Raw genomic sequence first — 13855 nt, forward strand, 5'->3', positions numbered from 1 at the left:
CAAGTAACTACCGGAGGGTCTTATCCCATGACTTCCCGTGCCGACACCGTCGTCGCACTCCGCGCCTCAGGCGTCGCATTCGTTCTCCAGATCTCCGCCCCCATCCCCCGTGTCCTGCACTGGGGCGCAGACCTCGGCGAGGCCACAGCGGCGACGGCATACGCGCTGGCGCTGACCGCCAGCCCCGCTCAGCTCAACAACTCCCCCGACATCCCCCGCTCGTTCTCCGCTCTGCCCACGGAGTACGAGGGCTGGTCAGGAACACCCGCGCTGTCCGGACACGCGCAGGGCCGCGCGACGACGCCGCGACCACGGCTCGTTCGGCACGACGTGGTCATCCCGTCAGACGGAGTCGGCGGCCGCATCACGCTCGAGTTCGAGGACGAGGTCTGCGGCATCCGCACCGAGCTGCGGTATCACCTCGACGCGCACGGAGTGCTCGCCGTCGACGCCTCGCTGACCAGGGCCGCAGAACTCAGCCCGCGGATCGGAGACACCGCGTATACGGTCGGCGCGTTCCTCGCCCTGCTTCCCCTTCCCGAACGCGCGACGGAGATCCTGGATTTCACGGGCAAGTGGTGTCGTGAGCGGTCTCCGCAGAGGTCGCCGTTCGGGTTCGGAACACACCTGCGGTCCGCACACCGTGGCAAGCCCGGCCATGACTCGCCCTTCCTCTTCGCGGCCGGCACCGAGGGCTTCGGATTCGGTCACGGCGAGATCTGGGCCGTGCACCTCGCATGGAGCGGCGAGCAGCAGTACCTCGCTGAGCGCCTTCCCGAGGGCGCGGGGGCATTCAGCTCGGTCCTCGGCGCCGGCGAGGACCTGCACCCGGGCGAGATCATCCTTGAGGACGGCGAGCGCTATGACGCGCCGACCGCCCTGTTCGTCTGGTCAGACGACGGCCTCGACGCGATCAGCGATCGACTGCACCGGCGACTTCGCGCGCGGGACTCGCACCCGCGCGGCCCGCGCCCGCTGGTCCTCAACACCTGGGAGGCCGTCTACTTCGATCACGACCTCGCCCGCCTGACTGCCCTGATCGAGAGGGCTGCAGAGGTGTGTGTCGAGCGCATCGTCCTCGACGACGGCTGGTTCCGCGGTCGGCGGGAGGCGGATGCCGGCCTCGGCGACTGGTTCGTCGATGAGGACGTCTGGCCGCAGGGACTCAGCCCGCTTGTCGACGTCGTCCGCGCACACGGCATGCAGTTCGGCCTGTGGTTCGAACCCGAGATGATCAACCTCGACTCCGACCTCGCCCGGTCGCATCCTGACTGGGTCCTCGGGCCCGCCGAAGGGTTCGGGCCCGAATCCCGATCACAGCACGTGCTGGACATCGCCAGGCCCGAGGCATACGAGTACCTTCTCGAACGCATCGACGCGCTGGTCCGCGAGCATTCGATCGACTACCTCAAGTGGGACCACAACCGCGACCTCCTCGAGGCGGTGAGTCGCGGCACCGATGGCGATCGTCCGAGTGTGCATCGGCAGACCGAAGCGCTCTACCGGCTGCTCGACGAGCTCCGCCTGCGCCACCCGGAGCTCGAGATCGAGACGTGCTCGGGTGGCGGCGGTCGGGTCGACCTCGGAATCCTCGACCGCACCGATCGCGTGTGGGCATCCGACTGCAACGATCCGGTCGAGCGGATCCAGATCGAACGGTGGACGCGCACGATCGTGCCACCCGAACTGATCGGATCTCACCTCGGGGCCGCTCGCTCGCACACCACGGCGCGGACCACCGATCTGTCGTTCCGTCTCGCCACCTCGCTCACGGCTCACGCCGGCATCGAGCAGGACCTCACATCGGTGGACGACGACGAGCTGGCCGCGATCGCCCGCTGGGCCGGCATGTACCGGGAGTTCCGCGACCTGCTGCACAGCGGTCGCGTGGTGAACGCAGACCTCGCCGATCAGGCGACCTCGCTCTCGGGGATAGTCGCCCAGGACGGTTCCGCGGCGCTGTTCACGTGGAGCAGGTTCGCGACCTCGGCGGCGGGTCAGTCGGGTCGAGTGCGCTTCCCCGGGCTCGATGCGCACGCGGCGTACAGCGTCCGGATCCGCGAGGACCTCGGCTCCGCGAGTCGGCACGGGGGCGACCCCGTGTGGGTGACGACCGCCCTGGCGGGCGCGATCGACGTGCCTGGAGTGGTCCTGAGCACTGTGGGGGTTCCTCTCCCGACCCTCAACGCGCAGCAGGCGATGCTCATCGAGATCCGGCGCACCGACAGCTGACACCCCGACTCTTCCTTCCCATCCACACGACAGAGCAGTCGAACGAGAGGAAAGCAATGAAGACCCATCGACAGAGAAGGCGAGCGGCCTCGATCGCCGGGGCACTCGCCGCAACCGCACTCGTCCTGAGTCTCGCCCCCGGCGCGACCTGGGCGACTGCGGCGACGCCCACCCCGACGCCTGCGCCGGAAGCGACCCCGGTCTCCACGCCGTCACCACCCGCGGAGGACTCTCCCGAGACGCCGCCCCCGGCGGAGGAATCCCCCGAGACCACGCCCCCGACGGAGGATCCGACGCCGACCGAATCCGAGCCCGCCCCCTCGGCCTCGCCCGATGCCACCCAGGCACCGCCGGCGAAGGAGGCGGCGAAAGCCACGTCGGACGCCGACGACGGGATCTCCGAGCTGTCCGCGAAGCCCTACATGGGCTGGAGCAGCTACAGCATGCAGGTCTACGAGGGCGGCCAGTGGATCACCGCCGATCAGATCATGGCGCAGTCCGATGCCATGCACGACAAGCTGCAGGACTTCGGCTACGAGTACATCAACATCGACGCAGGGTGGAACGGCGGCCAGGACGAGTACGGACGCCCGATACCCAGCACGACGCTGTTCCCCGACGGGCTGGATGCCGTGATCGACCGCGTGCACGGCAACGGCCAGAAGGTCGGCCTGTACCTCATCCCCGGCATGAGCCTGGAGACCGCTCAGAAGGCGCTTCCGATCCACAACGCGCCGGGCTGCACCACCGAGAACCTGCTCAAGCAGCCCCTGCAGCAGGGCGACTACTGGGGCTTCGGCTACCGCTTGGATTTCGACAACCCCTGCACGCAGAAGTACATCGACTCGATCGCCGACCTGCTCGGCGAGTGGGGTGTGGACTTCATCAAGTTCGACAGCGTGACGCCCGGTTCCGGCATCGGCGACCTCTCGATGGATGCTCGCGAGGAGGTGGCCGCCTGGTCTGAGGCCCTCGAACGCAACGACATCTGGTTCGAGCTGTCGTGGGCGGTCGACATCGACTACGCCGACTACTGGAAGCAGTACGCCGACGGCTGGCGCATCGACTGGGACGTCGAGTGCTATTGCGGCGACGAGGCGCTGACGACCTGGGAGAACGTCGCGCGTCTGTTCCCGCGGCTCTCCGACTGGTGGCGCCACGCCGGACCCGCCGGATGGAACGACCTCGACTCCCTCAATGTCGGAAACGGCAGGATGGACGGCCTCACCCGCGACGAACGGCGCACGGCGACGACGCTGTGGGCGACATCTGCCGCCCCGATGTACCTCGGCAACGACCTCACGAACCTCGACGAGTTCGGCCTCGACCTGATCACCAATCGCGAGGTCATAGCCGTGAATCAGGCGGGTGTCCCCGCGCGACCGGTCTCGACCGGCACGAAGCAGCAGGTCTGGTACGCACTCAACCCCGATGGCACATATACGGTCGCGCTGTACAACCTCGGTCGTGCAGACGCCGACATCACCGTCGACTGGTCTGACATCGGTCTCGACGGATCCGCGAAGATCCGCGACCTCTGGGCCGGCAAGAACCTGGGCACGGAGGCCGACGGCTTCACAGCCGAGAGCGTGCCGATCCATGGTGTGCGCCTGCTGAAGGTGACGCCTGCGAAGCAGGCCGTGCTCACGGTGAACGATGACTCGCTGCGCGTCGGCTACGACGGAGACTGGATCCGCAACGACGGCAACGAAGTCCCGGCGACATCGCAGCCGTTCACCGTCGCCGTGTCCGACACCCCGGGGGGTGGCACGCCCACCCCGCCCGCCACAGGTCTCACGGTGACGCTGAACGACGACGATGCACGCATCGGCTACAGCGGATCGTGGGGCGACAGCAACAATCGAGGACTCGGCGATCACGGCGACGATGTGCACTACGCAGAGACCAACGGAGCGGCGTTCGAGTACACGTTCCAGGGCACGGGAATCCAATACGTCACCGAGAAGCACGAGTCGCAGGGAGAGGTCGAGATCTACCTCGACGGTCAGCTCGTGGAGACCGTGGACACGTCGCTTCCTGCGGCGGACGGCCGACTCTCGCAGCAGGTCGTCTACGGCGTCGCCGACCTCGCGAGCGGGAGCCACACCCTGCGTGCGGTGAAGAAGTCCGGCTCCTTCATGCTCCTCGACAAGCTGGTCGTCACGCTCGACAGCCAGCTGAGCACGACCTCGGGAGCCTTCAACAAGGCCGCGCCCGCCGATGTCGCCGTCGACGTGCTGCGGGATCCCGGCGAGCTCGCCTCGATCAGCGTCGCCGGCGATGCGCTCGAGCGCGACGTCGACTTCACGCTGTCGGGCAGCACGGTCACGATCCGCTCGTCGTACCTTGCGACGCTTCCCGTCGGCGATACGACCCTGGACTTCGACTTCACGGGAGACCACCTCGATGACGTGCACGCCACCGTGGCTGACGGAGCGTCCGTGGCATTCAGCTTCCGCGGAACCGGCGTCTCGTGGATCGGTCCGAAGGGCCCTGACCAGGGCACGGTCGACGTCTACATCGACGGCAAGAAGGTCGAGAGCATCGGCACTCACAACGAATCGCGCGTCTCGACCCAGGAGCTGTTCTCCGTCTCGGGTCTGAAAGACAAGGAGCACACGATCAAGATCGTGAAGACGTCGGGAGACGTGCTGCGCACGGACGTGTTCCGGTACACGGTCAAGAAGGTCGGCTGATCACTGCCGGGGCGGGCCTCGCGCCCGCCCCGGCAGCACCCGTGCGCCTCGCGGATGTCCGCGTCCGGGTGCATACTCTGCGGCATGGAGATCACACTCGCACAGCCCGCGGGACTCGTCGTGAGCCCCGCATTCAGTCATGTCGCCGTCGTCCCCCCAGGGGCCACGACGATCCACATCGGCGGCCAGAACGGCGTCGACGAGACCGGCGCGCTCGTCTCGGCGGATGCCGCCGAGCAGTCGCTCCGAGCGGTTCAGAACGCCCGCATCGCCCTCGAGTCAGCGGGCGCGAGCCTCGACGACGTCATCAGCTGGACCATCTATATCCATCAGGATGCTGATCTGCGCGCTGCCTACGGCGCCGTCGCATCCACGCTCGCGCGCGACGGCGCCCCTCCCCTGGTGACCGCAGCCCTGGTGGCCGGTCTCGGCGTCCCCGGAGCAGTGATCGAGGTGAGCGCGATCGCCGCTGTCATCCGCGAATGACCTGACCCGGCGTCAGGTGTTCAGATTCTGCCCCGCACCGGCGTCCGCTCGGCCGAGTCGCCGCCGTCCGGCATGGCCATCTCGGCGCGAACACCGAGCAGTCGCACCTCACGGTCGCGATCGAGCGTGTCACCGAGAGCGAGAGCCGCATCGACGACCTCGGCCCGCTCGGTCGTCGGCTCTGACAGCTTGCGACCGAAGGTCTTCGTCTCGAACGGTGCGTAACGCACCTTGAGGTGCACGCGGACGACCGCGCGCCCCTCGGAGGCGCAGTCGTCGAAGGCCTGCCCGGCCAGATCGACCAGCGCCGACCGCACCTCCGCGGGCGTCGTGAGGTTCTGCTGGAAGGTCGTCTCACGGCTGTGGCTGCGTGCCACCCAGGGGGTGCTGTCGACCACAGCAGGTCCGAGACCCGACCCCAGACCGTGATACCAGACGCCCATCCGGGGACCGAACTCCGCGGTGAGCTGGCCCTCATCGGCCTCAGCCAGCTCACGGACGGTCGTGATGCCGTGGGCTGCGAGCCTCTTCTGCACCTTCGGCCCCACACCCCAGAGCCCCCGCGTGGGCTTGTCACCCATCACCTCGAACCAGTTGTCGGCGGTGAGCCGGAACACTCCTCGGGGCTTGCCGAACTCGGTGGCGATCTTGGCGCGCACCTTGTTGTCTCCGATACCGACCGAGCAGTGCAGCCCGGTCGCCTCGAGCACCGCGCTCTGAGCGAGGCGCGCGATCCCCTCAGGATCATCGGTCGTGACGCCGAGGAAGCACTCGTCCCAGCCGATGACCTCGAGCACCACCCCTGGCAGCGCGCGCAGCGTCGACATCACCTCCGTCGACGCCGACTCGTAGGCGTCGTGATCCACCGGCAGGAAGACAGCGTTCTCGGGCGCCTTGCGCGCCGCGATCTTCAACGGCATCCCGGATCCGATGCCGAACTCGCGCGCCTCGTACGACGCCGTCGACACGACGGCTCGCTCCGTGGGATCCCCCCTGCCGCCGACGATCACAGGGAGCCCCGCGAGCTCGGGTCTGCGCAGCACCTCGACCGCAGCGATGAACTGGTCCATGTCCACGTGCAGAACCCAGTCGCTCATGCATCGAGTGTGGCCCGTGTCACTCGGGAAGTCACCCCTCGCACACGATCAGCGCGCGGTGCTCAGCTGATCGAGATGCCGATCGCCGTCGCGATCACGGCGAGCAGCGGCAGAGTGCCCTGCATCGCGGCCGCCCGCAGCTTGGTGCGGTCGGAGAGCACGAGCACCAGTGCCGCGGCGAGCATCATCCCCGTGCCGGCGAAGACCAGAGTCAGCCCGATCGTCGTGAGGCCGATGATCACGAAGCCGACGCCGAGCAGCGCGGTCAGCGCCAGGAAGAGGTTGTAGAAGCCCTGATTGAAGGCGAGGGCCTTCATCGTGACGGCGTCGGCCTCGCTGGCGACGCCGAAGATCTTCCTCGTCTCAGGTTCGGTCCACTTGAGCGATTCGAGCGCGAAGATGAAGACGTGGAAGGCGGCAGCGGCCGCGGCGAGGACGAGTCCGACGATGAGCATGACTCGATCGTATCGACCCTCGCGTGCTGTCAGATCAGGAAGATCGGCAGCAGCCCGGGGTTGTGCGCGTGCACGAGCACGGCGAAGACGACAGCGTCGAAGAGCAGATGCACGGTCACGACATAGGCGAGCGAGTGCGTCCGCATGAAGATGAACCCCTGCAGTAGCGCGAACGGGATGGTGAGCAGCGGACCCCACTCGCGGTAGCCGAGCTCCCACAGGAAGGAGACGAACACGATCATCTGCAGCACGTTGGCGAGGGCATCGGGAAAGTGTCTGCGCAGCAGTGCGAACACGGTGCAGATGAAGAACAGCTCGTCCCAGATGCCGACTGCGCCGACGCCGACGAACAGCCGCGCGATGAGCTCGGGCGAGTCGACGACCGGCCAGTTCTGATAGACCCCGCTCGTGATGAAGTAGAAGGGCAGGATCAGCCAGCCGAGCACCAGGACCGCCACCAGCCAGCCCCATTGCAGGCGCCCCCATCGCCGGTGTGCACGCCAGGGGAAACCGATCGCCCGATCTCGGAAGACGAAGCGCGAGACGACGTACGGCACGGCGACCGCACCTCCGAGCGCCAGCGTGAAGCGCAGCATCGCCAGGTTGTCGAGCTCCGCCGCCAGCGGGATGACGCTCACGATGAGCATTCCGAGCGCGATCAACGAGAGGTCCCGGGTGAGCGAAGGCCGACGACTCGCTCCGATCACGCGAGCGCTCTCAGGCCGCGCGCCGACGGTCGCCGTCTGATCCGGGGACGAGGGCACACGCCGTTCGACCAGCCAGGCGGCGCCGACGCCGAGCGCGAGCAGCACCCAGCCGAGCCAGGCGATCTGCACGACGAAGAACGCCGGTGCCGCAAGGCACACGAGCAGCGCAGGTGCGACGGCGGGCCAGGTGGTCGACGTGCGCTGGATGTCGATCACGCGCGCGGCTTCCGCCGATACACGAGATCGCGGATGTCGCGCCCCTTGGCGATCCCCTTGCGCTCGAAAGCCGTCATGACTCGTCCGTCGAACCGCTCCGCCCAGTCACCGTCGAAAGCGCGCTCGAACAGCGGCTCGTCGTCGAGCACGTCGCGCATCTGGAGGGCGTAGTCCTCCCAGTCGGTCGCCAGGCGGAGGAGACCTCCGTCGCGAAGCGCGCGGGCGGCGGTGTCACCGAACCCCTGGCGGACGAGCCGGCGTTTGGTGTGCTTCTTCTTGTGCCACGGGTCGGGGAAGAAGATCCAGACCTCCGCTGCGGCTTCCTCGGGCAGGTAAGACGACAGCACCTCCGGCGCATTCGCCTCGACCACACGCACGTTGCGTGCGCCCTCGCGGTCGGCATCGAGCATCGTCCTCGCCAGCCCGGCGCGAAAGACCTCGACGGCGAGGAAGTCGTCATCGGGTCGCGACGACGCCGCGGCGACGATGGCGTGCCCCTGGCCGGATCCGATCTCGACGAACAGATCGGCCGCCCGTCCGTATTCGACGGTCGGGTCGAGCCTTGCTTCAGGGTGCACCGAGGTCCACGCGACATCACGAGGGACATCCAGGAGGTAGTGCGGTCCGAGCTCTTCGAACGCGCGTTCCTGCGCGTCGGACATCCGGCCGCTGCGGCGCACGAAGGAGACCGGTTCGTCGCGGAAGGTGCGGGGTTCGGGCATGCTTCCAGGGTAGTCGGCGGCGATCGACGCCACAGACCGCGGATCAGGGCGCGGGCGCGGTGACGAAGTCGATCAGCTCTTCGACCCGGCCGAGGAGCGCGGGCTCGAGGTCGCGATACGTATGCACCTTCGACAGGATGTGCTGCCAGGCCCGACCGGTGTCGCCCTGCGTCTCGTATGGCCAGCCGAACGCACGACAGATCCCGGTCTTCCAGTCCGTCCCCCGGGGGATCTCCGGCCACTTCGCGATTCCGAGAGCCCGCGGGGTGACGCACTGCCAGACGTCGACGAACGGATGGCCGACGATGCGTACGTGCTTTCCATGCGGTCCGCGGGCGACCGCATCGGCGACGCGCGACTCCTTCGACCCCGGCACGAGATGATCGACGAGCACCCCGTAGCGCCGGGAGGCGGTCGGCGGCTCGGCGGCGAGCAGCTCATCGAGCAGATCGACTCCCTGCAGGAACTCGACGACCACGCCCTCGACCCGCAGATCTGCGCCCCACACCTTCTCGACGAGCTCGGCGTCGTGCTTGCCCTCCACCAGGATGCGGCTGGGCAGTGCGACCCTGGCTCGCTGGTCAGCGGCCACGAAGGATCCGGATGCCGTGCGCCGGAGTCCCTGCTCCTTCGCTGCGGGGACTGTGAGGCGAACAGGCGATCCGTCGATCAGGAACCCGCCGCCCAGGGGGAAGAGGCGCTTGCGCCCGACTCGGTCTTCGAGCTCGACGTTGCCGCCCTGCACCCGCGTGACCGCTCCGCAGAATCCGTCCTGCGCGACCTCGACGACGAGATCGAGCTCGGCCGCAACCTGAGGAACCGGCTTCGCTGCGCGCTCACGCCAGCCGGCCGCGAGCACATCCGATCCATACCTGTCGTCCATGCCATCCAGCGTATGTGTCTCCGCTGAGGGCGAACGGCTATCCCCGCTCGGAAGCTGTCGCGTGTCGGTCTCAGTGCATAGACTCGTGCCATGGGGCTCGGCTGCCGGTCGGAGGGAACACGATGAAGACACGGTGGCTCGCGCTGGCCGCGCTGACCGCGGCAGCGGCCGCAGGGGCGTTCTCCGCCTCGGCCGCGTCTGCGACCGATCCGGTCACTCTCGACTCGGGGTACGTGACCGACGACGCCGACGTCCTCAGCGCGAGCGAAGAGGATGCTGTCGAGGCGCGACTCCAGACGCTCAGCGACAACTCCTCCTCCGACCTCTTCGTCGTCCTCGTCGACGACTTCACCTCGCCGTCCGACAACATCGCCTGGGCCGACACCGTCGCAGAGAGCAACAACCTCGGCTCCGAGCAGTATCTTCTCGCCATCGCGGTGGACGGACGCAGCTACTACATCTCGGCCGCCCCCGACGGTCCGCTCAGCGACAGCAAGCTCGACGATGTGGAAGACAAGATCCAGGGCCTGGCCGCGCAGGAGGACTGGGAGGGCATGATCGTCCTCGCTGCCGACGAGATCGAGGGTGACGGCGGGGCGGGCGCTCTGCGAGCCACCCTGATCGTGGTCGCTGTCATCGCACTCGGCCTGGTCGTGTGGCTCGTCATCGCGCTCGTACGCCGCTCGCGGAGGAACGCCGAGATACGCAGGCGCGGGGCCATGCCGGAGAAGCCCGATCCGAACGATCCGTTCTCGACTCTGACCGACGAGCAGGTGCAGACGCAGGCAGGTGCTGCCCTCGTGCAGGCCGACGATGCGATCACCTCGAGCCGGGAAGAGCTCGGCTTCGCCGTCGCGCAGTTCGGCGAAGCGGCCACCTCGGCGTTCACCGGCGCCGTCGAGACCGCCAAGGCCAAGATGTCGGAGGCCTTCGATCTCAAGCAGAAGCTCGACGACGAGATCGAGGACACCGTCCACGATCGTCGCGCGTGGCACATCCGCATCATCCAGATCTGCGACGAGACCGACGATGTTCTCGACGAGAACACCGAGGCGTTCGACGCCCTTCGCAAGCTCGAGCAGAATGCACCGCAGGAGCTCGAGCGAGTGAAAGGTGAGCGGGCAGCGCTCCAGCCCCTCCTCGACGGCGCGGCCGCTGCTCTCTCGGCTCTCGCCGACACCTACGACTCGACGGCTCTGTCGACCGTCGCAGACAACCCGGCGCAGGCCCAGGAGCGCGCGCTGCTCGCAGACCGTTCGATCGAGGCCGCAGCACAGGCGATCGCCGCGGGAAGGTCGGGCGAGGCCGCCTTCGCAATCCGCACGGCCGAGCAGTCCGTCGCACAGGCGGCTCAGCTGGTTCAGGCGATCACCGCGCTCGGCTCCGAGCTGACGGACATCGAAGCGCAGGCGCAGGCCCTGGTGACCGAGCTGCAGGCAGACGTCGCCGCCGCGCAGCAGCTGCCAGACCCTGACGGAGCGATCGCCTCGGTCGCCACGGCGACCGTCCGCCAGCTGCAGCTGGCCCAGACCGGCCTCGCCGGAGCCTCACGCGACCCCCGGCGGGTGCTCGACGCCCTCACTGCCGCGAACACGCAGATCGATGCCGCGATCGCCCAGGGCACGCAGGCCGCGGAGCGTGCCCGTCGAGCCCAGCAGATGCTCGAGCAGACGTTGACCCAGGCCGGCTCCGAGATCCGCGCGACCCGTGAGTACATCGAGACGCGCCGCGGCACGGTCGGGTCGACCGCACGAACCCGGCTGTCGCAGGCCGAGGCCTCCCTCACCCAGGCACTGAACCTGCGCGCGACCGACCCCGTGGCGGCGCTCACCGAAGCCGGTCGCTCGCTCGATCTCGTCCGTCAGGCCACGTCGTCCGCGCAGGCCGACGTCGAGGCGATGAATCCGAGCCGCTACCAGAACGACAGCTGGGGCGGCGGAGGCGGCAGCATCTTCGGCGGATCCGGTTCCGGCGGCTCGGGCCTCGGCGGCGACATCCTCGGCGGCATCATCGGCGGTCTGCTCTCCGGTGGTGGAGGCGGCGGTGGCTCCTCCCGCAGCAGCAGCTGGCGCTCCAGCGGAGGCGGCGGTTTCCGCAGCTCCGGTTTCGGCGGAGGCGGCGGCAGCCGCTCCAGTGGCCGCAGCGGCCGTTCGGGAGGACGACGCTTCTGAACCGCACACACATCGGCCCCAGACATCGAGTCCGACCCTCTGAAAGGAACCACGCATGACCAAGCAGTCCATCTTCGGACGTATCTCGACCCTCGTCCGCGCGAACATCAACTCCCTCCTGGACTCTGCGGAAGACCCGCAGAAGATGATCGACCAGCTGGTTCGCGACTACACGAACAGCATCGCCGATGCGGAGTCGGCCATCGCAGAGACCATCGGCAACCTGCGCCTGCTCGAGCGCGACCACGAAGAAGACGTCCAGGCGGCCACCGAGTGGGGCAACAAGGCCCTCGCCGCCAGCCGCAAGGCCGACGAGATGCGCACCAAGGGCGACGCGGCCGACGCCGACAAGTTCGACAACCTCGCGAAGATCGCTCTTCAGCGTCAGATCAGTGCCGAGCGCGAGGCGACCGGGGCCGAGCCCCAGATCGCGGCACAGACCGAGATCGTCGACAAGCTCAAGTCCGGCCTCAACGGCATGAAGGACAAGCTCGGCGAGCTCAAGAACAAGCGCAGCGAGCTGCTCGCCCGCGCGAAGGTCGCCGAGGCGCAGACGAAGGTCCAGGACGCGGTCTCGTCGATCAACGTCCTCGACCCCACCAGCGAGCTGGGCCGTTTCGAAGACAAGGTCCGCCGCCAGGAGGCCCTTGCCCAGGGCAAGATCGAACTCGCGGCCTCCAGCCTCGACGCGCAGTTCGAGAGCCTCGAAGACCTCGGTGAGCTCACCGAGGTCGAGGCTCGTCTCGCCGAGCTGAAGGCGGGCGGCTCCGCCCCTCGTCAGGCCATCGAAGGCTCCTGATACACCTGCGGGTGCCTCGGATCCTCGTGTCCGAGGCACCCGCTCCTCTTCACAGCTGGAGGCACCCATGGTGCGTTTCCTCGTCGTCCCGCAATGGCAGGGCTCCCCTGCCCCGCGCGCGATGCTCCTCGTCGACGGCGCCTCGGCGATCGCCGGCGATCTTCCGCGCGCGGCGACCACCGTGCTCGATGTGCCGGTGGAGGCGGGCGAGTCCCTGGGCACGGGCGTTCGACGCCTCAGCGCGCTTCTTCGCACCAGAGAACTCGTCGATGCGAGCATGACGGCCGACACGGTGATCATCGGCGGCGACTGCAGCGTGACGGTCGCCGCCCTGGCGGCTCTCCCCGGCGGCACCGATGACCTCGCCGTCGTGTGGTGCGACGCCCATGCCGATATGCACACGCCCGACACCTCCCCCTCCGGCGCGTTCTCGGGCATGGCGCTCCGAGCCGTGCTGGGCGAGGGAGAACCTCAGCTCACGCTCGCGCCCGGAATCGCACGCGATCGGGTGGTCACGGTGGGCATGCGCAATCTCGACGATGCCGAGGTCACTGCTCTCGACGGACTCACGCAGCTCTCCGTCGAAGATCTCGACTCGCCTGATGCCCTGGCCGACGCGGTCGAGGCGACCGGCGCACGCCGCGTATGGGTGCACATCGACGTCGACGTGCTCGATCCCGCCGAGATCGCCGGCGTCTCCTCCCCTGCCCCGTTCGGGCTCGCGCCTGCGGCCCTCAGCGCAGCGATCCGCGCGCTGCGGTCACGCGTGCCGCTGGCCGGCGCGACCATCGCCGGATTCGCCCCGCGGTCGCCCGCCGATGCGGTCGACGACCTGGGAGCGCTGCTCCGCCTCGTCGGTGCTGTCGCATGACGGCTGACTGGCGGCCCGCTGCCGAGCTCGCCCTGGCGCGCGGTCGACGACTCGACCGGAGAATCCCCTCGTTCCTCCTCCGCTCGCCGGTCAGTCGGATCGGATACTGGTGGGGCACGGCGGTCGGCTGGATCTGGGGCTCACTGTGGAGCACGGGCCCCGTGGAACGACGAGCAGGCCTCTGGGTGTTCCGAGGGATGCCGAACTGGACGTTCAATCGCGGCGGGGTCTGCGTGGGCGGCTGCTTCCTCACCGGTGACGCCCGACCCAGCGACGCGATGCTGCGCCACGAGGCGGTGCACAAAGCACAGTGGCTGCGCTATGGATTCCTGCTTCCGGTGCTCTATCTCTTCGCAGGCCGGGATCCCCTGCACAACCGCTTCGAGATCGAAGCGGGCCTCGAAGACGGCAACTACGTCCGCCGCAGCCGCCCTCAGCCGTAGACGGGCAGCCGTAGACGGGCAGAGCCCTGATCCGTAGAGGGCAGAGCTCTCAGCTGCACACAGGCAGAGCCATCAGC

The 13855-nt window shown here is 68.3% G+C and carries 12 protein-coding genes; 7 read left to right on the plus strand and 5 right to left on the minus strand.

Annotated features, from left to right (window positions below; genetic code table 11):
- The first annotated feature begins 27 nt into the window (after positions 1-27).
- From AC04ME_RS16050 to AC04ME_RS16060, 3 genes are all read left to right on the plus strand, one after another.
- Positions 28-2232 (plus strand): alpha-galactosidase, encoded by a 2205-nt coding sequence (locus AC04ME_RS16050; protein WP_475435982.1) that lies wholly within the window; start codon positions 28-30, stop codon positions 2230-2232.
- A gap of 56 nt (positions 2233-2288) precedes the next feature.
- The gene (locus tag AC04ME_RS16055; RefSeq protein WP_475435984.1) at positions 2289-4928 is read left to right on the plus strand and encodes a X2-like carbohydrate binding domain-containing protein; all 2640 of its coding nucleotides are present in this window, start codon (positions 2289-2291) and stop codon (positions 4926-4928) included.
- 84 nt (positions 4929-5012) lie between these two features.
- Complete coding sequence (locus AC04ME_RS16060) at positions 5013-5414, plus strand: RidA family protein (RefSeq protein ID WP_042541878.1); 402 nt, start codon at positions 5013-5015, stop codon at positions 5412-5414.
- A gap of 20 nt (positions 5415-5434) precedes the next feature.
- Here AC04ME_RS16060 and AC04ME_RS16065 read toward each other — a convergent pair whose 3' ends face one another.
- From AC04ME_RS16065 to AC04ME_RS16085, 5 genes are all read right to left on the minus strand, one after another.
- A complete protein-coding gene (locus AC04ME_RS16065; protein ID WP_079112613.1) occupies positions 5435-6511 on the minus strand; it encodes a DNA polymerase IV in 1077 nt (358 codons plus the stop codon).
- Positions 6512-6573: 62 nt separating this feature from the next.
- Entirely contained in the window at positions 6574-6966 is a 393-nt protein-coding gene (locus AC04ME_RS16070) for a DUF1304 domain-containing protein (protein WP_042541880.1), read from the minus strand.
- 29 nt (positions 6967-6995) lie between these two features.
- Entirely contained in the window at positions 6996-7889 is an 894-nt protein-coding gene (locus AC04ME_RS16075; RefSeq protein WP_042541881.1) for a CPBP family intramembrane glutamic endopeptidase, read from the minus strand.
- Positions 7886-8611: a tRNA (guanosine(46)-N7)-methyltransferase TrmB gene (gene trmB, locus AC04ME_RS16080; protein ID WP_042542162.1), complete on the minus strand. Its 726-nt coding sequence runs from the start codon at positions 8609-8611 to the stop codon at positions 7886-7888. Before trmB ends, AC04ME_RS16075 begins: the two co-directional genes overlap by 4 nt.
- Before the next feature lie 43 nt (positions 8612-8654).
- On the minus strand, positions 8655-9494 hold the full coding sequence (locus AC04ME_RS16085) for a DUF3097 domain-containing protein (RefSeq protein ID WP_042541882.1): 840 nt from the start codon (positions 9492-9494) through the stop codon (positions 8655-8657).
- Positions 9495-9616: 122 nt separating this feature from the next.
- Here AC04ME_RS16085 and AC04ME_RS16090 point away from each other — a divergent pair, with 122 nt between their 5' ends.
- The 4 genes from AC04ME_RS16090 to AC04ME_RS16105 all read left to right on the plus strand — a co-directional run bounded on the left by AC04ME_RS16090 (position 9617) and on the right by AC04ME_RS16105 (position 13778).
- Complete coding sequence (locus tag AC04ME_RS16090) at positions 9617-11665, plus strand: TPM domain-containing protein (RefSeq protein ID WP_475435988.1); 2049 nt, start codon at positions 9617-9619, stop codon at positions 11663-11665.
- A gap of 55 nt (positions 11666-11720) precedes the next feature.
- Entirely contained in the window at positions 11721-12464 is a 744-nt protein-coding gene (locus AC04ME_RS16095) for a PspA/IM30 family protein (protein WP_042541884.1), read from the plus strand.
- A gap of 67 nt (positions 12465-12531) precedes the next feature.
- On the plus strand, positions 12532-13335 hold the full coding sequence (locus AC04ME_RS16100; RefSeq protein ID WP_079112611.1) for an arginase family protein: 804 nt from the start codon (positions 12532-12534) through the stop codon (positions 13333-13335).
- Complete coding sequence (locus AC04ME_RS16105) at positions 13332-13778, plus strand: hypothetical protein (RefSeq protein ID WP_042541886.1); 447 nt, start codon at positions 13332-13334, stop codon at positions 13776-13778. Before AC04ME_RS16100 ends, AC04ME_RS16105 begins: the two co-directional genes overlap by 4 nt.
- Positions 13779-13855 lie beyond the last annotated feature (77 nt).

Source organism: Microbacterium sp. LjRoot205 (assembly GCF_056175745.1).